Origin of the sequence: Parapedobacter sp. 2B3 (assembly GCF_041925275.1) — a bacterium.
GTDB lineage: Bacteria > Bacteroidota > Bacteroidia > Sphingobacteriales > Sphingobacteriaceae > Parapedobacter > Parapedobacter pyrenivorans_A.
In genome coordinates, this window is sequence record NZ_JBHEUZ010000011.1 from 1 (window position 1) to 26616 (window position 26616).

Below are 26616 nucleotides of genomic sequence, written 5' to 3' on the forward strand. Positions count from 1 at the left end.
TTTTGACCAATAAAGGATTGCCAAGCCAAGGGTTGTATGGAATTTCTCGCCGGTAAAGTAAGGCTGCGACTTTTAGGATAACAGTAAAGATTTTGGTATTCAAAATCTTGATGATGAAATAATAAGTGTTTTGAAAATAAAAGAAGATTTTTCAGATGAGAGAGTTTTTGATTATTGGCACAACATTGTCTCACATATTCGAGGAAATAGAACTATGTTGCTTTTTGCACAGCGACAATACCTATATGAAAAGTTTCCAGAATTTAATCAAATTGAAACTATTGAAGACACAAACCGACCTTGGGATTATGACCATATTTATCCATTAAGTTGGGTTTATCGCAATCATCATATTAATGAATTAGTTAGAAACTGGGTAAATACAATAGGAAATTATAGAGCTTTGTCATACGATGATAACAGGAGTGAAAACAATCGTATCTCTCCGAAACAACGGCTTACACAGGACAACAAACAGCTTGATAGTTTTATTCAAGCCAGTGATCTTGAGCATTGGACTAAGTTAGATGATGGTTCGAGTAAAATAAAGCAAGAAGAAACTGAAAAAACGAATGTTTTTATTAACGCTGTTATTCATAGAATGTGCAATATTTACGAAGAATGGTATAGTCAATATTACGAGCATGATTAAGCATTCCGTCTGACAATACCTTTTTATGGTAGTATAACGCGAAATGTCATCCGATGATAAACTCCATATAATGACCTACCTCTTCCTCGACGACATCCGCCATCCGAAAGACGTGTTACTGTACACCACTTCCTCCGAAAACAGCGTATACGACAGCGACGGATGGCGGGTGGTTAGGGATTTTCACCAATTCGTTGACGATATCACAAAAAACGGTCTACCCGATTTGATTTCATTCGACCATGATTTGGGCGTGGATGAAAGTGGAGAAACAAAACTTTCCGGCTACGACTGTGCCAAATGGTTAATTGATTACGTCATGGACCATCAAGTGCCCCTTCCTCGCATCCTTTGCCACTCGCAGAATCCCGTTGGAGCAGCGAATATTAAGGGCTTATTCACTTCTTTTCGTAAGGCATACGATTATTAAAGTCGATTTTTCTCGTTCCAAACGTCTTATCTTGACGGGGTGGCCTCTTCTTTTGGCCCCATATCTCCGAAATAGACACAGATTATCCGAAACCAAACCCGAACTATTGATGTTAACGATTTGAAATATGGCATAGATCGCCTACCTTTGTAATGGAATCAAAACAAATATTGGCCATGGCAACGATTGATTCAGCACTACAAGAATTCATGCAATTGGATTTCAATACCCGGGAAATGCTGTTGGATATTATGCAGAAACGGCAGGCCGAAGCAAGACGCCGTGCGATAGCGCGTAACGCGAAGGCGGGACAACGTGATTATCACGCCGGCAAGTTAAAAAGTGAATCGGCATCGGCTTTGATCCAGCGCTTGGAACAGCTCTAGCTACATGACAACCGAAAGGAGACTGGTAGCGACCAAAGCCTTTGAAAAAGCGTACAAGAAATTCGCTTCCAAGAACCATCAGCTTAAATCAGCCATCGCAAAAGCATTGATCCGATTAGAGAAGGATGCATACGATCCTGCGTTGAAAACCCATAAATTAAGCGGCAACCTCGCTGCTTATCTCGCATGCTCCTGTGGTTATGACTGTCGCATCGTGTTTTTGATTGAGAAAGATAATGACGACCCGACTGCCGAGATCATCCTGCTGCAAGACATCGGGACACACGATGATGTGTATTAATATTAATTGAATGACACTCAATCTCCGCTCGTACGTACAAGCAAATTAAGCATAAAAAATAATTTTTCAACGACCTACCTTGTCGCCATCAACCATCATCTTTGCCCGCATATGGATAAACAATCAATATCGGACACAAAAAATGATGGAACAATGAAAATCACTTATCTTATTTTATTATTGACTGTACTTTTTAGCGCAGGATGTAGCAAGCAAATTCCCGGACCCGAGGGGCCGGAGGGCCCCCAAGGGCCGGAAGGAATGACCGGAAAAAATGGTTCAACCATTCTGAGCGGTACGACCTCTCCTTCCGCTGGCACGGGAAAAGTCGGAGATTTCTATCTTGACTTATCATCGGGTACATTTTACGGACCTAAAGCGGAAGAAGGCTGGGGCAAACCAATTAACCTGAAAGGTGAACAGGGCGCTCCGGGCAATAATGGCACGTCGTTCATCGGTGGAGAAAGCGCTCCGACCGAAAGTATCGGCAAACAAGGGGATTATTACTTTGACAAAACTGCCCTTGCTATATTCGGTCCGAAAACTGAAAGCGGTTGGGGAACTCCTGTTAGCTTGAAAACACCGGAACAAAATGGGGTAAAGGTACTATTGAAGTACAATGTTAAATTCGAAAATCTAGTCAAAGAACCTGACTTCATCGACTTTGAAGGCAACGTTATACTTGTACAGCAATTTAATTCCGAGATCACGTTAAAGCCGGATGGACTAGCCGACTATATAGACAAAGGCTTAGTATTCGTTTATATAAAAAGCGGGGAAACCCACTGGACTGATTATGGGGATTCTTCTGGTAGCTGGAATTGGTGGTGGGAAAATCCCTTGTTTGGCGAAAACGAAGGGTTCGAGCTTTTAATTCGAGAGCAGAAAATCAGAGAAACAGGCATCACATTATCCGGCATGCTATCAGCATGGAATATTTCGCCTTCGAGTCACTCATATCCTGACCTCAATACGGAAGAAGGAAAACAATGGCTAAGCGATCTCCTTCCTTTTGATATCAAAATCGTATTAGTACCAGCAACATCCGTTGAATACCTTTCGGCTACACAACCGGCTGGATATGATGCTCAACAGATAACTAGATTCCTTAAATTCTAATGAGGCATATTAATCTCCGTAATAGCGACATATTATGTCGCCGCACACTTTATATTTGCAAGCAAAACAATAGGAATTATGTCACTACGAGAAACGATGATCCGGCACAGGCTTGTCATCAACAAACTACGACTTAGGCCACATACATGGAAGGAAATCGATAATTTCCTTATGCAAGAATCCGAAATACAGGAATATAAATTAAGTGTAAGTCAACGTACGTTTCAGCGGGACATCGATGATATCTTTGCCTTGTATGGTATTGAAATCGAAAACGACCAATCGACAAAAAGGTATCAGATTAGAAGCCATGACGAACAGGATCATCGATACCTTGAAGCCTTTGATGTATTCAGCCTGCTCAAAATGGGTGGCAACCGTACCACAGATGTAAGTTTTGAAAAACGCCGTCCCCAAGGTACCGAACATTTATATGGCTTGCTCCATGCCATACGGAATCGGGTGCAGATTACCTTCCAGTATCATAAGTTTTATGAAGCCCGAAGCGAAACACGAAAAGTAGAACCTTATGCACTTAAAGAAGCCAGAAACCGCTGGTACTTGTTGTGCCATGACGTAGGTAAACAAGCATTGCGGCTATTCGGAATCGATCGCATGTCAGGGCTGGAATTTACCAAGAAAAAATTCACCAAACCGAATGAGTTGGATATTGAAAACATATTCCATTCTTCCTTTGGCATCATCCTTCCGGAAGTCGGACAGAAAGTTGAAGAAGTGACATTATCGTTTAGTTCTTTTCAAGGAAAGTATGTCAAATCGCTGCCACTACATGAAAGCCAAGAAATTGTCGAAGACAATGAAAAGGAACTTGTCATAACGTTACGTATCTATATAACGCATGACTTTATTATGGAATTGCTGTCTTTTGGCAGGGATGTGAAAGCGATCGCTCCCCCGTCGCTAGCAAAAATATTGACGGACAGCTACCAATCGGCGTATAAACAATACAATTAGTCAAGGGCTAGTAAAATTGCATTAAACAGAACAATGGCCGGAGTAGCTTGTTAGTCCTTTAGCAAAAGGAGGCATCATGAAGAAAAAAACGCTCAGTGAACTGCCCGATCAGCATCGCAACAGCCAAATGGGCAACCCCACATCCGATAAAGCATTCAAGGACACGCGCACGATGAAGCGCCACCAAGGGCTACCCAATGCCGGTGGTGTGCGCACCGGCAAAACCAAATCCGACAATGGGCAGGGCAACGAAAACTAGTCTTTGCCCTCGATAGCCGGTGGCATCAGCTTATACACCACGGGGGTAACCACGCGCGATAAGAGTGTAGAGCTGATGAGCCCACCGATCATCACAATCGCCAAGGGCGAAATCAACGGGTTGCTTGACCATGCGATGGGTAGCAGGCCGCCAATGGCCGTAAGCGACGTAAGGATGATGGGCAGGAAGCGCATCTCCCCGGCTTTTTCGATCGCATCGTTGAGCGGCACCCCTTCCCTACGTAACTGGTTGGTAAAATCGACCAGCAGGATGGTATTTTTCACCTCAATGCCAGCCAGGGCGACCAATCCAACAGTAGCCACGAAAGACAGCGTATTGCCCGTAATCAGCAGTGCCAATACCGCCCCTACGATACCCAACGGGATGACCGACAAAACGATGAGGGTGCTTTTCAGCGTTTTAAATTCCAAGACCAATACGGCGATGAACATGAAAACGGTGATGAGGATCACGGTGCCGAACCCGCCGAACGATTGCTCCCGGCTTTCTACCTCGCCGCCCATCTCGTAGTGGTACCCAAGTGGCAGTTGCAGCTCGTCCATCTGGCGGATCACATCCCTGATTACCTCATCGTTGGTATACCCGGCAGAAACGAAGCTGTTTACCGACACGGTACGCTGCCGGTTGATGTGGTAGATGGCCGGGGGCGACGGTACCAACTCAAGCGTAGCCAGTTGGCTGAAGGGTATACCCTGCCCCTGCACATTGTCTACATAGACTCCGTCAAACACAGACAGGTCCGGATAGGCACTCCGTGGCACACTGAGGCGAACGAGGTAATCGTCATCGTCCGACTGCGGGTCGGTGTAGCTGGTTGCGTCGGCCCCCGCCAATACCACGCGCACCGTACGGTCGATATTGGCACTGGGCACACCGAGCGCCAACGCCTTATCGCGGTGTATGCTCACTTGGATATCGGTCTTATCGTTACGGACGGGGTTGTTTACGTACAGTGCGCCGGAAGTACCTTCCAATAAGGTTTCCACCCGGCCGGCCAATCGCTTCAACGTATCGAGGTTGTCGCCAAAGAGCCGCACCTCCACCGGCGAAATCACCGGAACACCCTGTTCGAAATTCTTCACCTCCACCTTGGCCCCTAAATAGGGCGTCCACCGCTCCCGGAGCTGCCCGATGAGGGCTTCCTTCTCCTTCGGTGATGTATCGGGTTTCAACTGCACGAATATCTCAGCAAAATCAGCCCGCTCATTGGCTTGCTCCACGTTATAGTATATCCGCGGATTGCCCTTGCCTACATTGGAAGCGAAATATTGCACCTGCGGCAATTCGGCCAGCTCCTTTTCTACCTGCCGGGTGATGCTATCCGTTACGTAAATGTGCGACTGCAACGGGGCGTTGATGCGGATAAGGAACTGTGGCTTTTCGGAAGCGGGGAACAGGCTGAATCCAACTACCGGAATCAACGCGAGCGCGCCGGCAAAGATCACCACTGCGATGACCACCGTTTGCCAAGGTCGCTTCAATGCCTTATCGAGCAGCACGGCATAGGTGCCGTGGATGGCGCGCTGCAACCACCGCAGCACGGCATTGCCCTCCGGGTTTTCATGAGGTTTCAGCAGCCTGCTGGCGAGGAGCGGAACCACCAGCAGGGCCACCAGCATGGAGGCAATGACCGATCCGATAACCGCCATGGGCAGGCTGCGGATGAAATCGCCCGCCGTTTCGGGCATAAACATGAGCGGCATAAAGGCGATGGCCAGCGTAGCGGTACATCCTACCACGGCCAGCGCGATCTGATGGGTGCCTTTGATGGCGGCATCGATGCGGGATACACCCTCCCGCATCCACCGTTCAATGTTCTCGACCACCACAATGCTGTCGTCTACCACAAGACCCAGTGCTACCACAAACCCGACGATGCTCAACTGATTCAACGAATAGCCCACCATATTCAGCACAATAACGCCCATAGCGAGCGAAAGCGGCACGGCAATCATCACCACCAATGAGGCCCGCGTACCCAATGGCAGCAACGTGATAAGCACCAGCGTAACCGCAATGAGGAAATCGACGCCCAAGCCGCTAAGCCGCTTATTGACATTTTCTCCCTGGTCGAAATGGAGTACCATATCGATATTTTCCGGCAGCTGCTGCTCAAACCGTCCCAGCACATCGAGGTAGTCCTCCTGTGTACGGCTGATGTTTTCGCCTGCCTTCTGTGCCGCGTTGACGAACACCGCACGGTAACCATTGAGGCGGGTGATATGCGTCTCGGGAGCGAAATCAGCATATATATCGGCAATATCGCCCAACAGGATGTTCTTACCCTGCGCACTGGAAACGATGGTCTGCTTGATATGATCGATACTTTGGTAGTTGCCGCTTGTCTTGATGCTGAATACCTTCCCGCCAGCCAATACGCTACCGCCGGGTATGTTGGCGCCCTCGCTTTGGATGGCCTGCATCACCTGGTTGAGCGGTATGCCCAATTGGGCGAGCTTCGCGGGCTCCACATCCACCCGTACCAATTGGTCGGTGAGTCCGCTGATTTCCACGTTCTTTAGTGCCTTGACCTTCTCCAATTCGTCTTTCAAGTCGTCAGATACTTCCTTCATCTGCCTACGGGAGGCATTCTCAGATATCAACGCCACCTGCAGCACGTTCACGCCGGTGGGGTCTATTTGCTGTACGTCGATGCTATACAGCTGTTCCGGCAGTTGGGGCCGCAACGCACTCACCTCACGGATGAGCTCTTGGTACTTGCTGTCATAGTCGACACCATGTTCGTACTCCACGAACAGCACGGCCAAGCCATTGATGACCGTGGTGCGGATGCGTTTGATGTTGTCGAGGTCGTAGAGCTTGCTCTCGATGGGTTTCACCACCAGCTGCTCCATGTCTTTGGGGTTGGTACCGGGATAGATGACCACAACGGGAAAGTTGGGGGGTTGCATCTCGGGATCTTCGGCCCGGGGCATCGTGAAGATACTACTTATGCCGATGGCTACGACCATCAGGATAACGATAAAGGTAAACTGGTAGTTCTTAATCGGATAGTTGATCAGACCCATGGCTGTTTATTTTATGGTGATATGGGAACCGTCGCGCAGGTACGGACTACCGGATACGATGAGCGAGCCGCCCGCTTCCAATCCGGCCGTTACCACGGCATGGTCTTGCTGGATAGCCGACACGTTCACTGCCACGCGCCGCGCCGTTTGGCCATCATTCGTCACGAAGACATACGCTTTCCCCGCGTCGCCATCCATCAGTGCCTCGTAGGGAATGAACCACACATCGGAAGTCTGTTCCAGTTGGATGGTAGCCCTGCCGAATAGGCCCGAGGCGAGCGACGATGCGGGCGCTTCGGCCAGTTTGAGGTATACGTTGAACACACCCGACTGGGGGTCTACCCCTTCGGATTTACGGGTTACCTCCGCACGGAGCTCTTTTCCGGGAACGGCATCGGTGGTTACCGTAGCGGCATCACCCACACGGATAGCCGACCATTGCCGGTCGCTTACGCCTACTTTGAGCAACCACCCCCCTTTTGCTTTGCTCGCCACCAGCAGCACCGGCGTACCGGGGCCAACAACCTGCCCTACATTGACAGGTCGTTGCAACACATACCCGTCAAACGGTGCGGTGATAGCCGTGTGATTTACCTGATAGGATGCCCGTTCCACGTCTTGTTTGGCGGCATCGAGTGCTGTTTTGGCATTTTCCATCTGTTCCAGCGTGGCCACGCTATCGGCATATAGTTGCCGCGCGCGGCGGTAGTCGCGCTCCGCCTTTTCCAGGCCCAGGCGGACTTGCTGCAGGGCAGTATTGATTTCGGTCGACTCCACCGCTGCAAGCAGCTGGCCTTTCCGGAAAGGGTCGCCTTCGCGCACCAGTAGCTGCTCGATGATACCGCCACTGCGGAAGGCGAGCGCGGTCTCGTCGTCGGTAGTGAATGTGCCGGTAGCCGCTACCGTACCGGCGCTGCCTTTTGCCGCCAGGGGCTGTACCCGCACGGGGATGACGTCGTTCCCGCCAGGCAACCCGGCACCTGTATCGCGGCTGCCGGAACTACAGGCCCCCAGGGCCATCACCAGGGCAATACCGAGGGAATAATAGCTGAATGTGTTCATAAATGTTAATGAATTGTGGTGGTGAGTGGATAACTGGCTTGTTCACGTTCAACCGCCGCTGCCGCCGAAAGCACCTGGAAGGTGCCGACCGATAGCGCCAAGCGGGCGGATGTATATTGGTTGCGGGCATCGACGGTTTCGATATAACTGTTGGCCCCGGCCTGGTAACCTTTGCCGATGAGGCGCTGGTACGCCTCGGCGGCAGCCAATTGGCGCTTCGCGGCCTCGTAGTGCTGCCAGGCAGACCGCAGGCCACTGAGGGCCACGGAACGGGAAAGCAGCAATTGCCGATCGGCCTCCGCCAGCCGCAACCGCGCCTCCCTCAGGTCGAGCTGCGATTGTTGGACTTTGTATTTGTTGCGGTTGCCGTTGAATATCGGGAATGCCAATTGCAGGCCGGCCATATAATAGCGCGTCTGGTCGTTGAACCGGAACCCCTCGGATTGAGAGCCCAGATCGAGGAACGCGTTCAAAGTGGGCACCGCGTACTGCTTGTCCATTTTCAAGGCTGTCTCTCGGATGCTTACCGCCGTGGCCAACGCCTGGAGTTCCTCCCTTGTCGTGGCGGGTTGCGCCTTGTCTCCCAGCAACCGGACGGCTTCCAACAGGGCATTTCCGGGGTTGAAAACCGTATCGATACTGGCTTCCGCATCCCGGTTCAGCAAGCTGTTGAAGTAGTATTTTGCATTGTTTGCCTGCTGTTGTGCACTCGTGAGCGCTGCTTGTGTAGCGGCTACCTCGCTTTCCGACCGCAGCACATAGGCCGGCAGCCCTTTGCCGTTTTCGACCAGCCGCTCATTGGCACGTTTGCCTTCTTCGGCCAGTTCCTTTGCAGACCGATAGACGCCGACCGACTGTACCGCACTGAGGTAACCGAAATACGCCGCCTTGATTTCCTTGACCAATTCGCGCTTATACGTGTCGATATCCAATTCGCTCAACCGTACTTGGTGCTCGTGGATACGCCTGTTATGGCCGATGTCGGTATTGATGAGCGGCAGCGTCGTCCGGATGTGGGCATCGTAGTAGTTACGTGGCAGGAAGTTGATGGTTTCATTCTCGATCGTAGGGAACTGGCTCGATTGGGTCAGTTGGTTCAACGTGGTGTATACCGGATTGAGCAGATCGCCGATCGGCAGCGGGATGTTACGGCCACCATCCGCGGTTTGGTAACCCGCTTGGAGGTCCACCGACGGCAGATACAAACTCCGCGCCGCCTTCAATGCGGTAATGGCCTTTTCGAACGATACGTGCCGCTGCTGTAGCAGCAGATTATTCCGCAATCCGGTATCGATGTACGCGGTCAGGGATTCCTGTGTCCAAGCGTTCATTGAGATCGCTAACAAGACAAAAATTGATACTGTTCTCATTATTAACAGTGTTAACTTAATAGGCAAAAAAATTATTTCATCCGTTCCAGCAGTTGCAGGTACGCTTGGAAAACGCCTTCCAAAAAGGTATCCTGCTTAACGATGGCCACCTCGCTGCATTTCTCGGCAATGTGTTTGAAATGGCTGGTAATATGCAGGGAGCACAAACCATGCACCACGCTCCATGAAAGCATGGCCATCTCTTCCGTATTCATACCGGCGAAGTAGCCTTTGGCCCTGCATCCCTCTACCGTTTGCATGAGTCCGTTGAATACCCGCTCGCCTTCCGGCCATTCCTCTTCCGGGTGGTGGGCCTGCAAATACTGCATGGGCTCTTTCATGATGAACATCAACTCATAGAAATCGGGGTGGTCTACCGCGAATTGGATGTACCCCTTCCCCATCGCCTTTAGCCGTTCGAATGGATCGTCCACGTACACCAGCGCCGAAAACCGTTCGCGGAGCAAGCCAAAACCTTCTTGATGCAACGCATAGGCTATATCGGTCTTATCCTTGTAATACAAATAGATCGTGGTTGGGCTAAACTCGATCTCCGCGGCGATTTTCCGGATGGAAGTCGCCTCGTAACCGTCGGTTACAAACAACTTCTTTGCTGCTTCAAGGATCCTTGCTTTGAGGTCTTCCCGGTGCCGTTCTTTCCTTTCTTTGATACCCATACCTATGACTTAACGACGCAAAACTAATTAACAGTGTTAAGTAATCAAAATTATTTTTGCTTTTTTGAAGATTTTTCACGCAAAGTCCACACGGGCGCTTCGCTTTGACGCAAAGAAAACTTCCCCGGCGCTCTTTGCGTGGCCTTCCTTGGTGCTCTTTGCGTGAAAGATTCACACGGAAAAAGTGAAATAGTTTTGCTTACATGTATGATAAAACGACGAAGTGAGCCTTTGCATGAACACTTTGAGTAACGAATAGACGGAATATATTAGCCTATAAAGAATATTATTCTGTTAATATATTATTAATTTGAACATAATTCGAATATTTCGTATCTTTGCAGAATAATGAACAACTCAGAATACAATTTGGATCAAACCGACTACGCTATCCTGCGGTTGATGCAGGAAAACGCCCGCATCAGCAACGCGGATATTGCGCGTGAAGTCGGCATGGCACCGTCAGCTATCCTGGAACGAATAAAAAAATTGGAGCAGAAAGAAGTGATCTTACAATACCGGACAAAAATCAATCCGGCCGCATTGGACCAGACCTTGCTTTCGTTCATTTTCATCCGGGCGGCAGATGGGATCGGGTGTGCAACCACCGGCCAGGCACTGGCCGCCATCCCCGAAGTGCAGGAAGTACATGACATCGCCGGTGACGATGGTTACCTCGTAAAGGTGCGTACGGCCGATTCGGCCGGTCTTGTGACGCTTATGCGCGAGTCGTTCGCCAAAATACCGAGCATCATTTCCACCCGTACCACCATCGTGCTGGAAACCGTGAAGGAAGAGCAACAACTGGTAATCCCCGACAGTAATTGATGGTTGCGGAGGAAGTAGGAAAGAGCAAAAAAGCATAAAGCAAAGAGCAAAAATAATGACACCGGATTTTACAAAAGACAAACATTTCCAAGCAAAGGTTATTGTGGCATTTGCCATGATATACGTCGTGTGGGGATCGACGTTCTTTTTCATCCACAAGGCGTTGGCCGGCTTCGAACCGTTCCTACTGGGGGCCATTCGGTTCAGTACGGCAGGGCTGCTCTTGTTGGGCTGGTGTGCTTTCAAGGGGTACCGGATATTCGATAAGTCTACCATCATACACGCAGGCCTGATGGGGTTGCTGTTGCTCTTTGTCGACAACGGCATCATCATTTGGGTGGAGCAATTCATGCCAAGCGGGCTGGTGGCGATTATGTCTGCTTCTGTCGCTATTTGGTTCATCGTACTCGATAAGCCCAATTGGAAAACCAATTTCCGCAATCTCCCCATCGTCATCGGCCTATTCATGGGCTTTTTCGGCGTGGTTATGTTGTTCGGCGACCGCATAGCACGGGCCTTTGACGCCTCCGAGCGACAGGCCAACATCACGGGCATGACCCTATTATTGCTCGGCGCTTTGGCGTGGACCATCGGTTCGCTATACTCCAAATATTACGGGAAAACCAAGGCTGGCGGAAGGAACAATAGCATGGTTGGCACCGCATGGCAGATGCTGATCGCAGGCGTAGCGTTCGCCATTACAGCCACGGCACGTGGTGAGGTGACCAACTTCCAGCCATCGAACGTACCGGCTTCCGCTTGGTGGGCAATCAGCTACCTCATTTCTATGGGCTCCATTGTAGCCTATAGCTCGTATATCTGGCTCCTTCAGGTACGCCCGGCCACGGAAGTGAGCACCCACACGTACGTAAACCCCATCGTTGCCGTATTGCTGGGTGCCTGGTTTGCCCACGAGACGGTAACCGACTCGCAAATCATTTCACTGGCCGTTATCCTGGGAAGCGTTTTATTGATCAATTGGGATGCCTATAACCTCTCTTCGCTATTCACCACGCGCAGGCGGAGGTTTGCCCAGCTCCGTGAACGCGCACGCACGCGGGCGACCATACGGGCCTCGATTCCGGCGCCATCCGATGGACTATCCCGGGGCAAGGCAACGGATCGGATTTAGTTATGTTATTTTAACATCAGAATACCTACCTTTACCTCACCCATGGATGCAATACCCATGAGGTATCGACACGCATGAAATATCTTACCATCCGACGGTACTTTCCGCTACTGGCCGTAGCTATTTGGCTAGGAGGTGCGTCTTGCAGCAGGTATTTTGTACCGAGCGGAAAAGCCGCTTACACCGAACTGCAGGTAGACACCACCGTTGCCGACGATCCCGACTATGTGCGATTCTACGCGCCTTACAAAAAACAGCTGGAAGCCGAGATGAACCGGGTGGTCGGCCACGCAGCCGTCAGCCTCACCAAACCCCGCGATGCCCCCGAGACGCTCTTGGGGAATTTCTTTGCCGACGTCCTATTGGCCGAGGCACGGAAACAGGATCCCGAGGCCGATTTTTCCTTTGGCACAAAAGGGGGGCTCCGCATCGAGCTCCATCAAGGCCCTATTACCATCGGCCATCTCTTCGAACTGATGCCGTTTGAAAACGAAATCGTTATATTGGAGCTCACCGGCGAAAGGGTACGTGAATTGGCACAATTCATTGCCACCACGGACGGGCAACCCGTATCGGGTATCCGGATGGAAATCGATGGCGGCAAGGCAACCGACATCCGGATAGGCGGGAAACCTTTGGACAACGCCCGTACTTATAAATTGGCTACGTATGACTACTTAGCCAACGGGGGTGATAATTCGCGGGGCCTCAACGACCCGGTAAGCCGAACGGATCTGGGCATGAAAGTGCGCGAAGCACTGATCGACTACGTGAGCAGCGAAGCACTGGCAGGCAATGACATCAACGTACAACTCGATGGAAGAATCACACGCAACCAATAGACGCAATTTCCTGAAACAGGCAGGTACATTGGCGGCATTTTCTGCCGTGAGCGTGCCCGCGTTGGCCCTTGCCAATGATGAACATACCGCCCTCACCATCCTGCACACCAACGATGTGCATAGCCGCATCGAACCCTTCCCGATGGACGGCTCGCGCAACCAAGGGCTGGGTGGCGTGGCACGCCGTGCGACGTTGGTGGAACAAATCCGCAGGGAGCAGCGCAACGTGCTGTTGCTCGATGCGGGCGATATGGTGCAGGGCACTCCCTATTTCAACCTCTTCGGCGGTAAGGTCGAATTGGAGCTCATGAGCAAAATGGGATACGATGCGGGCACATTCGGCAACCATGAGTTTGACAACGGACTGGTTGGCCTCGCCGACATGGTGCCTTATGCTAATTTCCCTTTCCTGACGGCCAATTACGACTTCAGCGATACGATCCTCAACGGAAAAACGCGCGATTATGCCATTTTCAGGAAAGGAGGGCTTCGGGTCGGCGTATTCGGACTCGGCATCCAATTGGCGGGGCTGGTAGACCCTACGCTTTGCCACGGTGTACACTACCTAGACCCCATTCCTGTAGCCAACGGAATAGCGGCCCGGCTCAGGAACGATTACAAATGCAACTTGGTCGTTTGCCTTTCGCATCTCGGGTACCGCTATGACGATAACCGCGTGTGTGACCGGGTGCTGGCGGCAAACACGCGTGACATCGACCTCATTATCGGCGGGCACACCCACACGTTCATGCCCCAACCGGAATCCATGCGGAACCTCGGTGGTGGCGTGACCCTCATCAACCAGGTCGGATTCGCGGGCATTAACCTCGGGCGCTTGGATTATCAATTCGAGCGGAAGTCGGGAAGGAAAAAGCTGGTGATGGCTGGCACGTATGAGATTTCGCCCCACGGGCACGCCCCCATCGAACATGGATGATACGGGCTAAACAGGCCATTTTCCATGAAAACGTTTTTACGCCTATATATCGATTCGTACCGGGGCTTATCCCGTCCCGCTTGGTTACTGGCTCTCGTGATGCTCGTAAACCGTACGGGTGCCATGGTACTCCCTTTCCTCGGACTATACATGACACAGGCACTGGGTTTCTCGATCCGCGAAGTGGGTGTAGTACTGGCTTGCTTCGGATTGGGGGCCATCACCGGATCATGGCTCGGCGGGTGGCTGACGGACCGCTTCGGGAATTTTTGGGTACAGGCGTTGAGCTTGTTTGTTGCCGTTCCCTTGTTCGCCATCTTACCCTTGTTCACGTCCGTACATGCACTGGCGGCGGCTATTTACATCCTGAGCGTGGTCACCGAATCGTTCCGCCCTGCCAACTCGGTGTCCGTGGCCCGCTACGCGCGCCCCGAAAACATCACCCGGGCGTTCTCGTTGAACCGGATGGCCATCAACTTGGGTTTTTCGGTGGGTCCGGCGTTGGGTGGATTTCTGGCGTCCATCTCCTACCACTGGATTTTCTACGGCAATGCGATCGGTGCATTCGCGGCGGCCGTGATTTTCGTGCTGTTCTTCTACCGGCGTAAAGGGGCTAAACGTGCGAAAGCGGCCGAGCATACCGCCCGCGCGTCCATGGTCCGATCGCCCTATCGCGATTGGACCTTCCTCCTCTTCAGCCTGCTATGCTGTGCCTATGCGATTTGTTTTTTCCAGTTACTGAGTACGCTACCACTGTTTTACCAAAAGACCCATGCCCTCAACGAGCAGCAAGTAGGTCTGATACTTGGATTCAGCGGGCTGGTGGTGGTTGTTTTTGAAATGCTGCTGGTCCACATGGCTGAGCGGCGGCTGACCTATGCGACCAGCATCGGCTTGGGCACCGTACTTTGCGCCATATCCTTCGCCATGCTACCGATACCTGCCGATTATTGGATACTCTATGCGTCGATTTTCTTATTGAGCATTTCAGAAATATGGGCGATGCCCTTTATGGCTTCCGTTGCCGTGAAACGTGCCTCCCGGCAAAACCAAGGGGCATACATGGGGCTCAATGCTCTTGCCTTTTCTGCCGCGCATGTGTTCTCTCCGTTTCTAGGCACCCGCATAGCCGACGAATTTGGTTTCAATGTGCTCTGGTCGGGCACGGCCATCGTGCTTGTGGGCGTGGCAGCCGGGCTTTATTTGGTGGTGAGAAAAATGCAGGGATAGCATTTCATTTTACCAGTGGGTTCTTTTCCTTGGCAAACAATTGGTACACTTTCTTATCTACCCATGCGGGCAACAGCTTGTTCATCAGCACGGCAAAATTGCCCTGCTGCGTCATCACCAGGGTGCGTTTACGTTTGACAACCCCCTGCACAATCCGGCCGGCCACTTCCGCTGCTGTCATCATCTTACCTTCATCCATGCTGGTTTCGCCATGGGTCTCGCCTGCAGCATCCAACGCCGCCGCCCGGATACCGGATGCCGTAAAACCGGGGCAGGCAACCATCACATGCAAACCCGTCTTCAAATTTTCTACCCGCAACGACTCCATAAAACCATGGATGGCAAACTTGGAGGCCGAATACCCGGTACGGCCGGGCAGCCCCCGGTAACCTGCGATGGACGATACGGCCACAACCGACCCGTTGCGGCGCAGCAATTCGGGCAGGGCATACTTGGTGCAATGGACCGTACCCCAAAAATTCACATCCATCAGGCGGTGCAGCACGGCCAAATCTAAATCGGTGAACAGCGCCCGCATGCTGATGCCCGCATTGTTGACCAACACATCAATACTTCCGAAGGTGGTCAACGCCTGCTGTACGAGGCTTTTGCAATCCGCCTCGTTGGCCACATCACACCGTACCGCCACGGCGCGGACACTGTGGGCTTTTTCCAACGATTGTGCAAGGGTGCATAAATCGACATAACGCCGTGCTCCTAGAACCAGGTTGGCGCCTTGTTGGGCAAATGCCTCCGCACATGCCAAACCGATGCCAGACGATGCCCCCGTGACGATGATGGTTTTATTACGCAATGCTCCGCTCATAAGGCACCCGTGTAGCAATGGAGCGACCTAACGTCACTTCATCCACATATTCCAATTCGCCCCCGAAAGCAATCCCCCTTGCGATGGTACTGATCTGCACCCCGAAGTCTTTGAGTTTCTTATAAAGGTAAAAGATAGTGGTATCTCCTTCCATGGTAGCGCTCAGGGCTACGATCACTTCGTGCACACCCCCCGCCGCCACACGTGCCACCAAACTGTCGATCTGCAGATCCGATGGCCCGATACCGTCCATGGGCGATATAAGCCCTCCCAACACATGATATACACCTTGGTATTGATCGGTATTCTCGATGGCCATCACGTCGCGCGTATCTTCCACCACGCAGATCAATCCGCCATCCCTTTTGTGCGAAGCGCAGATTTCGCAAATTAGGGTGTCCGAAACATTGTGGCAGGTGGTACAGTACCGGATTTCGCGTTTCAACCGATCAAGCGCTTCCGTAAACCGCGATACCTCGCCTTCGGGCTGCTTCAGTAGATGGAGTACAAGACGCAACGCCGTTTTCTGGCCTACGCCCGGTAAGCGGCCAAACTCGGCCACGGCTTGTTCCAATAATTTGGAGGAAAAGTTCATAACGCAAAGATACTTTTTTAGTTGTAAGTCTTCTAGTGGTAAGTCCCAAGTCACGACTGCTTCTGCATGAAAAATACTACATTAGCGAAAATCAAAAAAATCATCTATGGCTAGAACACGGGAAGATAAAATCATGCGTGCCTTTGAAAACAAGACATGGCAGGAAATCAAAGTCAAAGATTCGTGGCAAATTTTCAAGATCATGGCCGAGTTTGTGGATGGATTCGAGAAGCTCGCCAAAATAGGTCCTTGTGTATCCATGTTCGGCTCGGCAAGGACCCCACAAGACCACCGCTATTATAAACTAGCGGAAGATATTGCCCGGTTACTGACGGAACGGGGATACGGCGTCGTATCCGGTGGAGGGCCTGGCATCATGGAAGCTGCCAACAAGGGGGCCTATGAGGCCGGCGGGAAATCCGTGGGTATCAATATTGAACTTCCATTTGAGCAATTCAATAATCCATACATCGACCGCGATAAGCTACTACAGTTCAACTACTTCTTCGTCCGTAAGGTGATGTTCATGAAATATTCACAGGGATTCATCGTACTCCCCGGCGGCTTCGGCACCATGGACGAGCTGTTCGAAGCCATCACACTCATTCAAACGGGGAAGATTGCCCGTTTCCCCATCGTCCTCGTGGGCAAAGATTACTGGGGCGGGTTGATTGACTGGGTTAAAAAAACCATGCTCGATGCAGGTAATATCAGTCCAGAAGATCTTAACCTCTACCGGCTGGTGGATACGGCCGAGGAAGCCGCAGAACACATCTTCCGGTTTTACGACAAGTATTTGCTCAAACCGAATTTTTAGCGCTTTTCACGCAAAGGCCGCATAAGGATCTCGCAAAGAGCGCAAAGTATAAAGAATACCCCCCTATGGAAAACGAACTATCTTACCAAATTACCGGTAAAGCAATCGCATTGCACCGGGCGATAGGTCCGGGACTGTTGTAATCTGTGTATGAGAATGCACTGGCTTACGATTTACGACAAGCTGGTTTTCAAGTAAAGCAACAGGTTGATATGCCATTTTTATATAAGGGTATCCAACAAGATATCGGGTATCGTCTCGATATCTTAGTAGAAAATAAGGTCATTATCGAAATCAAATCAATAGAAAAATTAGCTCCCGTGCATTATGCTCAAACACTAACCTACCTAAAGTTATCAAGCTTGAAATTAGGCTTATTGATCAATTTCAACACAACGCTAAAAAAAACGACATCCACCGTATCGTCAACAACCTATAATCCTTCGTGGACTCCGCGCGAAAAAAACTTCGCGACCTTTGCGTGAAACAACTGCAAATATTTCAGCACAACCTATTAACATACAGACATTTAGTCATATTTCCGAAATTTAACACGACAAAATTTCCGATTACCCAATCAAATCGCCCATGGTATTTGTTTTGCGTATAACTCTGAAATAAATACGACAATGAATTTCAACAACTATACCATCAAAGCACAGGAAGCCATCCAAAAAGCTTCCGAAATTGCCTCGGGTAACCAACAGCAACCCATCGAAACAGCCCACATACTGAAGGCACTCCTCGTGGTGGATGAAAACGTAGTGAGCCACCTGCTTAAAAAACTGAATGTAAACGTGAAACATGTGGAAGACGAGCTCGACAAGCAGATTGCCACGTTCCCCAAGGTGAGCGGCAGCAATATCTACCTATCGTCAGGCGCCAACGCGGCTTTGCAGAAAGCGCAGTCGTACCTCAAAGAGTTCAAGGACGAGTTCGTATCCATCGAACATATCTTGTTAGGCATCCTCCACGCAGGCGACAAAACCGCGTCGTTATTGAAAGACCAAGGCATTACGGAGAAAGATCTGAAAAAGGCCATCAGTGACCTACGCGGTAATGCGCGGGTAACCGATCAGAATGCGGAGGCCACGTACAACGCCCTTAACAAGTATGCACGTAACCTGAATGAGTATGCCGAATCCGGCAAGCTGGACCCTGTCATCGGGCGCGATGACGAAATCCGGAGGGTTATCCAAATCCTCTCGCGCCGGACGAAAAACAACCCCATATTGGTTGGTGAGCCCGGGGTCGGCAAAACAGCCATTGCCGAAGGCATTGCACACCGCATCATTAAAGGGGATGTGCCCGAGAACCTGAAAACGAAAACCGTCTTCTCACTAGACATGGGCGCCTTGATTGCTGGGGCAAAATACAAGGGCGAATTTGAAGAGCGGCTCAAAGCAGTGGTAAAGGAAGTGACGCAGAGCGACGGTGAGATCATCCTGTTTATCGACGAAATACACACCCTCATCGGCGCCGGAGGTGGCGAAGGGGCGATGGATGCCGCGAACATCCTCAAGCCGGCACTTGCACGCGGTGAATTGCGTGCGATCGGTGCCACCACCCTCAACGAATACCAGAAGTACTTCGAGAAGGACAAGGCGCTGGAGCGGCGGTTCCAGAAGGTGATGGTGGAAGAACCAGACACACAGGATGCCATATCCATTCTACGCGGATTGAAGGAGCGCTACGAGACACACCACAAGGTACGCATACTCGACGAAGCCATCATCGCAGCGGTCGAACTGTCGCAACGGTATATTGCCGACCGTTTCCTGCCCGACAAAGCCATCGACCTGATGGATGAGGCCGCGTCGAAACTACGGTTGGAAATGGATTCCGTTCCGGAAGCCGTGGATGAAATCGAACGCCGCATCATGCAGCTGGAAATTGAACGTGAAGCCATCAAGCGCGAGAAAGACACCAAAAAGGTCGACGAATTGAGCAAAGAAATCGCAAACCTCAGTACGGAGCGTGATTCACTGCGCGCGGCATGGCAAAGCGAGAAAACAGTGGTTGACAGCATCAACCAGGAGATCGAACAGATCGAAAACTACAAACTGGAGGCTGACCAAGCGGAGCGGGCGGGCGACTACGGACGCGTAGCCGAAATACGCTACGGGCGCATTAAAGAATCGCAAGACAAGGTGGAAGCACTCAAGAAGGAGCTCGGTGAAAAACAGGGCGACAGCCGCATGCTCAAAGAAGAGGTAACGGCAGAGGATATCGCGGGGGTGGTGTCGCGTTGGACCGGGGTGCCGGTTGCCAAAATGGTGCAGAGCGAGCGTGACAAATTGCTACATCTTGAAGAAGAACTGCACAAACGTGTAGCGGGGCAAGAAGAAGCCATCGAGGCGATTTCCGATGCCATCCGGCGGTCGCGCGCAGGCTTGAGCGACGAACGGCGCCCCATCGGTTCGTTCATCTTCCTCGGCACCACCGGTGTGGGCAAAACCGAACTGGCCAAAGCGTTGGCCGAATTTCTCTTCAATGATGAGCACTCCATGGTGCGCATCGACATGAGCGAGTACCAAGAGCGACATGCCGTATCCCGCCTCATCGGGGCGCCTCCGGGGTATGTGGGTTATGATGAGGGCGGTCAGCTTACCGAAGCCGTACGGCGCAGGCCCTACGCGGTGGTCCTGCTCGACGAGATCGAGAAGGCACACCCGGATGTGTTCAACATCTTGCTACAGGTACTGGACGACGGGCACCTTACGGACAATAAAGGGCGCATGGTGAATTTCAAGAACACCATCATCATCATGACGTCCAATATAGGCTCACACCTCATCCAGGAGAATTTCAGCAACCTAACGGATGAAAACCACGCGGAGGTAATGGCGAAAACGCAAAACGAGGTGTTTGAACTGCTCCAGAAATCCATGCGCCCTGAATTTCTGAACCGTATCGATGAGATCATCATGTTCACGCCGCTGAACCGGCAGGAGATCGGCAAAATCGTACACCTGCAGTTCGCCAACCTGCAACATCAATTGGCCGATATAGGCATCCGGCTTACGGCCAGCGACGAAGCACTCGATTGGCTCGCACAATTGGGCTATGACCCCCAATACGGTGCGCGGCCACTGAAGCGCGTCATCCAGAAGCACATCCTCAACGAGCTGTCGAAAGAGATTCTAGCAGGGAAAATAGACAAAGATGCAAAGGTAAAACTCGATATGTTCGACAACAAGTTTGTGTTTTTGAACGGGTAACATGAGATTTTAGCTTCCACATCGCGGCACAGAAACGTGAGGTTAACGACTAATGACTGACGACTAGTGACCATATCTAGCACAATTTTTGGTAACTTTACTGAAAAGTAAGGGAATGTCCATGCCTACCCGAAACATAAAATCGACGCGGAGTGTACGGCGCAAGGTCATCTTCGTGTTCCTATCATGCGCAGTTTCGCTGGTACTGGCGTGGGTAATCAGCCGGGTCGCTTTCACCGAAATCATGGATACCGTGGAAAGCATCACTACCCCTGAGCCAAAATTGGAAATCGTGAGTGGTATCTCACGAGACATCATGCGGCTCGATCAGCTGCAACGCGCGCAAGCATTCGGTGGCAACACTGCCTACAAGAGCTTTTCCAAAGAATCGGCGGCGATCGTTAACTCCCTCGACTCGCTGAAAGGGCTGTATGAAGGCAGTGACATGCAGCAATCGCGCATCGACTCCATAAAAACATTGCTCCGGCAGCGCGACAGACTCTTCAACGCCTATGTAAAGGTTCGGGAGAAAGTGGTGGATAGCGAAGAGTTTTCGGAACAGCTACAATCACTGAGCGACATCATCTATGAACCCAATACGGAGAGCAAAGTCGTCACTACCGAGCGGAAACGCCGGACAACCACGATAGCGGGCGATACCAGTGCCGTGGCGTTGCCTGTGGCGCAGGATGACCGTAGCTTTCTTTCACGCGTTTTCGGCAGGAAGCGTACCGACCAACCGCAACAAGTAGTCGAAGAGCGACGTATGGTGGAAGAGGAGATGGAGACCATTATCGACACCATCAGGGCCAGCCAGCCCGACAGCATATTGGCGCGTATCGACAGTGCCGTACAGCGCTTCCAACGGCTCCAACAGCAGCAGCGGGAACAGTTCGTGGACCGCGAAATGGAGCTGACCGTAGCCAGCAATGCCCTCATCAGCAACATGCTTAGCATCCTGCACTCGGTAGAAAACGAGGCTATGCAACAGATGGAAATAGACAACCTGCAAGCCAAGGCGGTTGTGAGCGAAAGCGTATGGCGCATCGGGGGCATCATCCTCGTGTTCTTCTTCATCACGGCCATCATGGTCTATTTGATACTGGCCGACATCCGCCGAAGCAACGCCTACCACATCGCATTGGAGGCCGCCAAGGAGGAAGCGGAATACCACGCCGCGGCCAAACAGCGTTTCCTGGCCAATATGAGCCATGAATTGCGCACGCCCCTGCAGTCCATCATCGGTTATTCGGAACAGCTCAAGCAAGGGCAACCTGCCGGCGATGCGAAGGTCGACGCCATCTACCAATCGTCCGAACACCTACTCCAAATCGTCAATGAAATACTGGACTATAGCCGGATCACATCGGGCAAGATTACGCTGAATGAAAAGCCGTTTGCCGTGGAAGGGCTGGTAAGTAGTGTCGTCGCCGCCATGACCACGCAAGCCCAAACCAAAGGGATCGGACTGGTGCTCAATACGCGCGTGCTGGGATCGGGACATGTACTTGGTGACGCGTTCCGCATCAAACAGATCCTTTTTAACTTGTTGAGCAATGCCATCAAGTTTACCGATCAAGGAAAGGTGAACCTGGATGTCAGCACAGTGGTGTACGCAGAAAAAACCGAACTGAATATCGTTGTCAAAGACACCGGCAAAGGCATACCCAAGGGTGATCTGGAGCGTATCTTCAATGATTTCGAACAATCTGAAAGTGCCAATTCGGGCACCCATTTCGGTAGTGGATTGGGGTTGAGCATCGTGAAAACCATCTGCGAAAGTATGGGTGGCCAAATACGCGTTGAGAGTAAAAAAGGCGTCGGTTCGGTATTCAAGGTGAACCTGCCGCTTAAGACGCACGAAAAACCGATTCCAGACATCAACGGTCAGCAGTCGGAAAACGTGCCTGCGCCTATCCGGGGTGGTGTTTGGATTATAGACGACGACAGGCTTATTCTGGCATTATGCCGGCATATACTAGGCAAATACGCGGTTCCCTACCGGTGCTTCGATTCGCCCCAGGCCGTTTTGGATGCCCCATGGGATCCTTCCGTGAAAACCATACTGATGGACATCCGTATGCCGGAGATGGATGGCACGCAATTGAACAGGGAGCTACGCAAGAAGATTGACTCGGCAGGCGTGACCGTCTATGCTTGTACCGCGCAGGTACTTCCCGAAGAGCAGGAGCAAATCCTTGCCCAAGGGTTTGACGGATTATTGCTAAAGCCTTTCAAAGAGGCGGATTTACTTCGTTTGGTGGGTATCTCGTCACGCTCCCTTCCCAATGAGGAAAGCCAGGCGAAGTTGTCGGCTATCCGACACATGGCGCTGGATGACGATGAGCAGGTCCGCAACATCATTGACCATTACCTCAGGGATACGGCTTCGGACATTACCGCCCTGAGAACGCATCATGCCGCTGGCGATTTGGCAGCGGTGGAACTGCTGCTTCACCGCCTCGCCGGGCGTACCGCCCAAATTGGCGGTGATGGGATCGCTTTCCAGCTCCGGAAAATGGAAATTGATGCAAGGAGCGGCGAAATGCCGAACAAAGCAGCATTGGAAAGAGCGATTGAAACCTTGGAAATCTTCGCGCAGCAATTGCAGATGCATGCACCTACTCCAGCAGCCGCCACATAAACCAGGCGCTGTCGCTTCGGTTGCGCGAACGCCTTTTTTATCTAAGTTTCATCTAACTTGTTCTTTGGCAGCAGATGAGAAATCGATAACTGCGAAGCAATCACGAGCACCGATGAAAGCAGATTGCAGCGAATAAACTTGTTTTATATGCCGGTTTTGTAAACTTGCATATAAAAGCTAGTTTATCTAAGTTTGCCAAAAAAACGATGCCCCATACGCCACCACCATCCCAACCAACGCCCCCGAAAGCTTTCGAACGATTACTAACGGTACTACACACATTGCGTGCGGAATGTCCGTGGGACCGAAAACAGACCATGGAAACGCTGCGCCACCTCAGCATTGAGGAAATGTACGAGCTGGGCGACGCGATATTGGACAACGACCTCGACGAGGTGAAGAAAGAATTGGGTGATCTGATGATGCATCTGGTATTCTATGCGCGGATCGCGGAGGAACAGGGTGCTTTTGACGTGGTGGATGTACTCAACGGCGTATGTGAAAAATTGATTTCGCGCCACCCACATATCTATGGTGATGTAGACGTAGATAACGAAGAAGACGTGAAACGGAATTGGGAGCAGCTCAAACTTAAAGAAGGCAACAAATCGGTACTCGCAGGCGTGCCGCATTCGCTACCCGCCCTGGTTAAAGCCTACCGCATACAGGATAAAGTGCGGGGGGTAGGGTTTGACTGGGAAGAAAAACACCAAGTATGGCAGAAAGTGGAGGAAGAACTGGAAGAATTCAAGCAGGAATTTGACGTAACGGCCAACGAGACCCTCGACACCGAAAAAGCCGAAGCCGAATTCGGCGACCTCCTTTTCTCGCTGGTCAACTATGCCCGTTTCATCGGCATCAATCCCGAAAATGCGCTCGAGCGGACCAATAAGAAGTTCATCAAGCGGTTCAATCACCTGGAGGCACGGGCAAAGGAATGTGGCAAGCAACTGAAAGAAATGACGCTCGCCGAAATGGACATCTTCTGGGAAGAAGCCAAGCGGTTATAACTCGCCGTGCTGGAATATATTCTCGCCTGAACCTTGTTTTTTCAGCAGAACAAAGTGTGACCGGACGGCCTTGATGGCCGGATAACAGGTGTAGGGCAGGTTATATTCCTTAGCATACCGTTTGATAATGGGCGTGATGTAGGGATAATATGTGTGAGCCACATGGGGAAACAAATGGTGCGCCACATGATGGGTAAAACCGCCAAACAGAAAATTGGCCACCGGGTTATCGGCGCTGAAATCCTTGGTTACCATCATCTGGTGCTCTGCCCACGTCACATCCATTTTCCCATCGGCAGGTGGCAGCGGAAAGATAGCCGTCTCATCCACGTGTGTCGATATCAACGCGATAACACCCAGCAAACTCCCGAAGATATGCATGCACAACCACCCGAGTACCACCATGTACCACGGCTGGCTGAGTACCATCAGGGGGATACCTATGAGGTAAAAGAGATTGAATGCCTTGGCTGCGAACAACCGATAGTACTCTACCCGGGGGATTTTCAGGATACGCTTCACGTAGTTGTCCTTCGTCCCGAAAAAATCCTTGAAATCACGGATGAACAACCAATTGAGCGTGTACAAAGGGTATAGCAAAAACATATAAATATGCTGGTAGCGGTGCTGGTTCAAGTATTCGCTATCGGGGAATATCCTAACCAAGTCACTCTGCTTGATGTCCGTATCCCAATGTTGGACATTCGGATAAGGATGGTGCAGTGCATTGTGCCGCTTGGCCCACAGCCAGCTGTTGCTGCCAAAAAGCTCCAGTACATACATAAACCGCTGGTTATGCTTCCGTTTCTTAAATACCGATCCGTGCGCCGCATCGTGGAACGCATTGATGAATAGCATAATCATCGAGAAGCCCAGGAAGATATAGCATAAGAACAACAACGGCGTGGAATTGCCAAATACCAGTATACAGGCATAGAGCGTTATGTACAGGAAAAGAAGGAAATAAGTCTTCAAGACATTCCGTCGTTGGATACGCTTGTCGCCAAGTACTTTTTCCTGTACCTCTTTTTGCAGCTTTTTAAAGAAATCATCGGGCCCAGGTTTTTTATATGTTGGTTTCACCAATGTTTCCATGCGTAACTTAAATTAGTAGTCGGACCCTACAAAGGTAGCGATAATAGCCTGAAACCCGCATCATCATGGCGGGAATGATTCCCCACATTGACATTGCAATGACCGATAGCCGCTAGTCCCACATCCAAATTTGCCAATAAATCCGTACTTTCGCACGCAATATGGAAACAGTAGTGAGCGGCATCCGCAGTACCGGAAAATTACACTTGGGGAACTATTATGGGGCAGTGACCAATTTCGTGCAGATGCAGCACGAACATAACTGCTATTTTTTCATCGCAGACCTCCACTCGCTGACCACCCACCCCACTCCGGCCGACCTACATTCAAACGTGCGCCAAGTGGCAGTGGAATACCTTGCCGCTGGCATCGACCCCGATGTGGCAACCATCTACGTCCAATCGGACGTGCCCGAAGTAACGGAGCTGTACCTCTACCTCAACATGAATAGTTACCTCGGCGAGCTGGAGCGCGCTACATCGTTCAAAGACAAAGTACGGGCAAACCCAGACAATGTGAATGCAGGCCTCCTCACCTACCCGGTGTTGATGGCTGCCGACATCCTGTTGCACCGGGCCACAAAAGTACCGGTGGGGAAAGACCAGGAGCAGCACCTGGAAATGACACGCACCTTCGCGAACCGTTTTAACCGGCTATATAAGACCGATTATTTCACCGAGCCACATGCGTTTTCCTTCAGCAAGCAGCTCGTGAAAATACCCGGATTGGACGGTAAAGGGAAAATGGGTAAATCCGAGGGCGAGGCAAACGCTGTTTACCTTTCGGATACGCCGGAAGTGATCCGCAAGAAAGTGATGCGTGCGGTAACCGATAGTGGCCCCTCCGAACCCAACCAACAGAAACCCGACGAAATCCAAAACCTCTTCGCCCTGCTCGAAGCCGTCTCCACGCCCGATACCGTGAAACATTTCGACGAGTTGTACAATACCTGCCAGATACGTTACGGCGACCTCAAAAAGCAATTGGCCGAAGATATGATCGCTGCCACGGCCCCTGTTCGGTCGCGCATTAATGAAATTTCAAATGATAACGACTATATTAGCAAGGCAATTCGCCAAGGGAACGAAAAAGCACGCGAAAGTGCACGGAAAACCTTGGCGGATGTACGAGAAATTATTGGTTTGAAGAAGTTTTAGG

At 51.1% G+C, this 26616-nt stretch carries 25 protein-coding genes; 18 read left to right on the forward strand and 7 right to left on the reverse strand.

Features of this window, described 5'->3' with window-relative positions; genetic code table 11:
- The first annotated feature begins 130 nt into the window (after nt 1-130).
- The 7 genes from ACEVG1_RS13135 (at nt 131) to ACEVG1_RS13165 (ending at nt 4122) form a co-directional block, all read left to right on the forward strand.
- Nucleotides 131-652, forward strand: coding sequence for a DUF1524 domain-containing protein (locus ACEVG1_RS13135; protein WP_374744169.1), 522 nt, complete (start codon nt 131-133; stop codon nt 650-652).
- Nucleotides 653-722: 70 nt separating this feature from the next.
- Nucleotides 723-1082 carry a cyclic-phosphate processing receiver domain-containing protein gene (locus ACEVG1_RS13140; protein ID WP_374744170.1) on the forward strand — a complete coding sequence of 120 codons (360 nt, stop codon included), beginning with the start codon at nt 723-725 and terminating at the stop codon, nt 1080-1082.
- Nucleotides 1083-1258: 176 nt separating this feature from the next.
- Entirely contained in the window at nt 1259-1468 is a 210-nt protein-coding gene (locus ACEVG1_RS13145) for a hypothetical protein (RefSeq protein WP_374744172.1), read from the forward strand.
- 4 nt (nt 1469-1472) lie between these two features.
- Nucleotides 1473-1769 carry a type II toxin-antitoxin system YafQ family toxin gene (locus ACEVG1_RS13150; RefSeq protein WP_374744173.1) on the forward strand — a complete coding sequence of 99 codons (297 nt, stop codon included), beginning with the start codon at nt 1473-1475 and terminating at the stop codon, nt 1767-1769.
- A gap of 6 nt (nt 1770-1775) precedes the next feature.
- Nucleotides 1776-2888, forward strand: coding sequence for a hypothetical protein (locus ACEVG1_RS13155; RefSeq protein ID WP_374744175.1), 1113 nt, complete (start codon nt 1776-1778; stop codon nt 2886-2888).
- A gap of 78 nt (nt 2889-2966) precedes the next feature.
- Nucleotides 2967-3863, forward strand: a complete 897-nt coding sequence (locus ACEVG1_RS13160; protein WP_374744177.1) for a helix-turn-helix transcriptional regulator — start codon at nt 2967-2969, stop codon at nt 3861-3863.
- A 76-nt stretch (nt 3864-3939) separates the two neighbouring features.
- Entirely contained in the window at nt 3940-4122 is a 183-nt protein-coding gene (locus ACEVG1_RS13165) for a hypothetical protein (protein ID WP_374744178.1), read from the forward strand.
- On the opposite strand, the gene ACEVG1_RS13170 is transcribed toward ACEVG1_RS13165, so the two are convergent.
- From ACEVG1_RS13170 to ACEVG1_RS13185, 4 genes are read right to left on the reverse strand one after another with little or no spacing between them, the layout of a single operon-like run.
- Nucleotides 4119-7172 carry an efflux RND transporter permease subunit gene (locus tag ACEVG1_RS13170; protein ID WP_374744179.1) on the reverse strand — a complete coding sequence of 1018 codons (3054 nt, stop codon included), beginning with the start codon at nt 7170-7172 and terminating at the stop codon, nt 4119-4121. The genes ACEVG1_RS13165 and ACEVG1_RS13170 overlap by 4 nt on opposite strands.
- Before the next feature lie 6 nt (nt 7173-7178).
- Nucleotides 7179-8234 (reverse strand): efflux RND transporter periplasmic adaptor subunit, encoded by a 1056-nt coding sequence (locus ACEVG1_RS13175; protein WP_374744180.1) that lies wholly within the window; start codon nt 8232-8234, stop codon nt 7179-7181.
- A 5-nt stretch (nt 8235-8239) separates the two neighbouring features.
- Nucleotides 8240-9604, reverse strand: coding sequence for a TolC family protein (locus ACEVG1_RS13180; RefSeq protein ID WP_374744182.1), 1365 nt, complete (start codon nt 9602-9604; stop codon nt 8240-8242).
- Between the two features lie 32 nt (nt 9605-9636).
- Nucleotides 9637-10281, reverse strand: coding sequence for a TetR/AcrR family transcriptional regulator (locus tag ACEVG1_RS13185; protein WP_374744183.1), 645 nt, complete (start codon nt 10279-10281; stop codon nt 9637-9639).
- A gap of 348 nt (nt 10282-10629) precedes the next feature.
- Here ACEVG1_RS13185 and ACEVG1_RS13190 point away from each other — a divergent pair, with 348 nt between their 5' ends.
- The 5 genes from ACEVG1_RS13190 (at nt 10630) to ACEVG1_RS13210 (ending at nt 15250) form a co-directional block, all read left to right on the forward strand.
- Nucleotides 10630-11109 (forward strand): Lrp/AsnC family transcriptional regulator, encoded by a 480-nt coding sequence (locus ACEVG1_RS13190; RefSeq protein ID WP_374744185.1) that lies wholly within the window; start codon nt 10630-10632, stop codon nt 11107-11109.
- A gap of 55 nt (nt 11110-11164) precedes the next feature.
- Nucleotides 11165-12241 (forward strand): EamA family transporter, encoded by a 1077-nt coding sequence (locus ACEVG1_RS13195; protein WP_374744186.1) that lies wholly within the window; start codon nt 11165-11167, stop codon nt 12239-12241.
- 74 nt (nt 12242-12315) lie between these two features.
- Nucleotides 12316-13083, forward strand: coding sequence for a 5'-nucleotidase C-terminal domain-containing protein (locus ACEVG1_RS13200; protein WP_374744187.1), 768 nt, complete (start codon nt 12316-12318; stop codon nt 13081-13083).
- The gene (locus ACEVG1_RS13205) at nt 13058-14020 is read left to right on the forward strand and encodes a bifunctional UDP-sugar hydrolase/5'-nucleotidase (protein WP_374744188.1); all 963 of its coding nucleotides are present in this window, start codon (nt 13058-13060) and stop codon (nt 14018-14020) included. Before ACEVG1_RS13200 ends, ACEVG1_RS13205 begins: the two co-directional genes overlap by 26 nt.
- A 24-nt stretch (nt 14021-14044) precedes the next feature.
- A complete protein-coding gene (locus ACEVG1_RS13210; RefSeq protein ID WP_374744189.1) occupies nt 14045-15250 on the forward strand; it encodes an MFS transporter in 1206 nt (401 codons plus the stop codon).
- 4 nt (nt 15251-15254) lie between these two features.
- Here ACEVG1_RS13210 and ACEVG1_RS13215 read toward each other — a convergent pair whose 3' ends face one another.
- Both ACEVG1_RS13215 and recR read right to left on the reverse strand, forming a co-directional pair.
- Complete coding sequence (locus ACEVG1_RS13215; RefSeq protein WP_374744191.1) at nt 15255-16076, reverse strand: SDR family oxidoreductase; 822 nt, start codon at nt 16074-16076, stop codon at nt 15255-15257.
- The gene (gene recR / locus ACEVG1_RS13220; RefSeq protein ID WP_374744192.1) at nt 16057-16671 is read right to left on the reverse strand and encodes a recombination mediator RecR; all 615 of its coding nucleotides are present in this window, start codon (nt 16669-16671) and stop codon (nt 16057-16059) included. The genes ACEVG1_RS13215 and recR overlap by 20 nt, the downstream gene beginning before the upstream one ends.
- Nucleotides 16672-16777: 106 nt before the next feature.
- Between recR and ACEVG1_RS13225 the strand changes: the two genes are divergently transcribed.
- The 5 genes from ACEVG1_RS13225 to mazG all read left to right on the forward strand — a co-directional run bounded on the left by ACEVG1_RS13225 (nt 16778) and on the right by mazG (nt 24363).
- On the forward strand, nt 16778-17488 hold the full coding sequence (locus ACEVG1_RS13225) for a TIGR00730 family Rossman fold protein (protein WP_374744194.1): 711 nt from the start codon (nt 16778-16780) through the stop codon (nt 17486-17488).
- 146 nt (nt 17489-17634) lie between these two features.
- On the forward strand, nt 17635-17973 hold the full coding sequence (locus tag ACEVG1_RS13230) for a GxxExxY protein (protein ID WP_374744196.1): 339 nt from the start codon (nt 17635-17637) through the stop codon (nt 17971-17973).
- Between the two features lie 144 nt (nt 17974-18117).
- Nucleotides 18118-20709 (forward strand): ATP-dependent chaperone ClpB, encoded by a 2592-nt coding sequence (gene clpB / locus ACEVG1_RS13235; protein WP_374744198.1) that lies wholly within the window; start codon nt 18118-18120, stop codon nt 20707-20709.
- Between the two features lie 121 nt (nt 20710-20830).
- Nucleotides 20831-23353 (forward strand): ATP-binding protein, encoded by a 2523-nt coding sequence (locus ACEVG1_RS13240; RefSeq protein WP_374744199.1) that lies wholly within the window; start codon nt 20831-20833, stop codon nt 23351-23353.
- A gap of 206 nt (nt 23354-23559) precedes the next feature.
- Nucleotides 23560-24363 (forward strand): nucleoside triphosphate pyrophosphohydrolase, encoded by an 804-nt coding sequence (gene mazG / locus ACEVG1_RS13245; protein WP_374744201.1) that lies wholly within the window; start codon nt 23560-23562, stop codon nt 24361-24363.
- Here the strand turns inward: mazG and ACEVG1_RS13250 are convergent.
- Nucleotides 24358-25458 (reverse strand): fatty acid desaturase, encoded by a 1101-nt coding sequence (locus ACEVG1_RS13250; RefSeq protein WP_374744202.1) that lies wholly within the window; start codon nt 25456-25458, stop codon nt 24358-24360. The genes mazG and ACEVG1_RS13250 overlap by 6 nt on opposite strands.
- A gap of 161 nt (nt 25459-25619) precedes the next feature.
- On the opposite strand from ACEVG1_RS13250, the gene trpS reads away from it, so the two are divergent.
- Entirely contained in the window at nt 25620-26615 is a 996-nt protein-coding gene (trpS, locus tag ACEVG1_RS13255; protein ID WP_374744203.1) for a tryptophan--tRNA ligase, read from the forward strand.
- Nucleotide 26616 lies beyond the last annotated feature (1 nt).

Bases quoted from the DNA above. Each gene is read 5' to 3' on its own strand.
- ACEVG1_RS13140 (WP_374744170.1), top strand. From the start codon at position 723: ATGACCTACCTCTTCCTCGACGACATCCGCCATCCGAAAGACGTGTTA.
- ACEVG1_RS13145 (WP_374744172.1), top strand. From the start codon at position 1,259: ATGGCAACGATTGATTCAGCACTACAAGAATTCATGCAATTGGATTTC.
- ACEVG1_RS13150 (WP_374744173.1), top strand. From the start codon at position 1,473: ATGACAACCGAAAGGAGACTGGTAGCGACCAAAGCCTTTGAAAAAGCG.
- ACEVG1_RS13160 (WP_374744177.1), top strand. From the start codon at position 2,967: ATGTCACTACGAGAAACGATGATCCGGCACAGGCTTGTCATCAACAAA.
- ACEVG1_RS13165 (WP_374744178.1), top strand. From the start codon at position 3,940: ATGAAGAAAAAAACGCTCAGTGAACTGCCCGATCAGCATCGCAACAGC.
- ACEVG1_RS13170 (WP_374744179.1), bottom strand. From the start codon at position 7,172: ATGGGTCTGATCAACTATCCGATTAAGAACTACCAGTTTACCTTTATC.
- ACEVG1_RS13175 (WP_374744180.1), bottom strand. From the start codon at position 8,234: ATGAACACATTCAGCTATTATTCCCTCGGTATTGCCCTGGTGATGGCC.
- ACEVG1_RS13180 (WP_374744182.1), bottom strand. From the start codon at position 9,604: ATGAGAACAGTATCAATTTTTGTCTTGTTAGCGATCTCAATGAACGCT.
- ACEVG1_RS13185 (WP_374744183.1), bottom strand. From the start codon at position 10,281: ATGGGTATCAAAGAAAGGAAAGAACGGCACCGGGAAGACCTCAAAGCA.
- ACEVG1_RS13190 (WP_374744185.1), top strand. From the start codon at position 10,630: ATGAACAACTCAGAATACAATTTGGATCAAACCGACTACGCTATCCTG.
- ACEVG1_RS13195 (WP_374744186.1), top strand. From the start codon at position 11,165: ATGACACCGGATTTTACAAAAGACAAACATTTCCAAGCAAAGGTTATT.
- ACEVG1_RS13200 (WP_374744187.1), top strand. From the start codon at position 12,316: ATGAAATATCTTACCATCCGACGGTACTTTCCGCTACTGGCCGTAGCT.
- ACEVG1_RS13205 (WP_374744188.1), top strand. From the start codon at position 13,058: ATGGAAGAATCACACGCAACCAATAGACGCAATTTCCTGAAACAGGCA.
- ACEVG1_RS13210 (WP_374744189.1), top strand. From the start codon at position 14,045: ATGAAAACGTTTTTACGCCTATATATCGATTCGTACCGGGGCTTATCC.
- ACEVG1_RS13215 (WP_374744191.1), bottom strand. From the start codon at position 16,076: ATGAGCGGAGCATTGCGTAATAAAACCATCATCGTCACGGGGGCATCG.
- recR (WP_374744192.1), bottom strand. From the start codon at position 16,671: ATGAACTTTTCCTCCAAATTATTGGAACAAGCCGTGGCCGAGTTTGGC.
- ACEVG1_RS13225 (WP_374744194.1), top strand. From the start codon at position 16,778: ATGGCTAGAACACGGGAAGATAAAATCATGCGTGCCTTTGAAAACAAG.
- clpB (WP_374744198.1), top strand. From the start codon at position 18,118: ATGAATTTCAACAACTATACCATCAAAGCACAGGAAGCCATCCAAAAA.
- ACEVG1_RS13240 (WP_374744199.1), top strand. From the start codon at position 20,831: ATGCCTACCCGAAACATAAAATCGACGCGGAGTGTACGGCGCAAGGTC.
- mazG (WP_374744201.1), top strand. From the start codon at position 23,560: ATGCCCCATACGCCACCACCATCCCAACCAACGCCCCCGAAAGCTTTC.
- ACEVG1_RS13250 (WP_374744202.1), bottom strand. From the start codon at position 25,458: ATGGAAACATTGGTGAAACCAACATATAAAAAACCTGGGCCCGATGAT.
- trpS (WP_374744203.1), top strand. From the start codon at position 25,620: ATGGAAACAGTAGTGAGCGGCATCCGCAGTACCGGAAAATTACACTTG.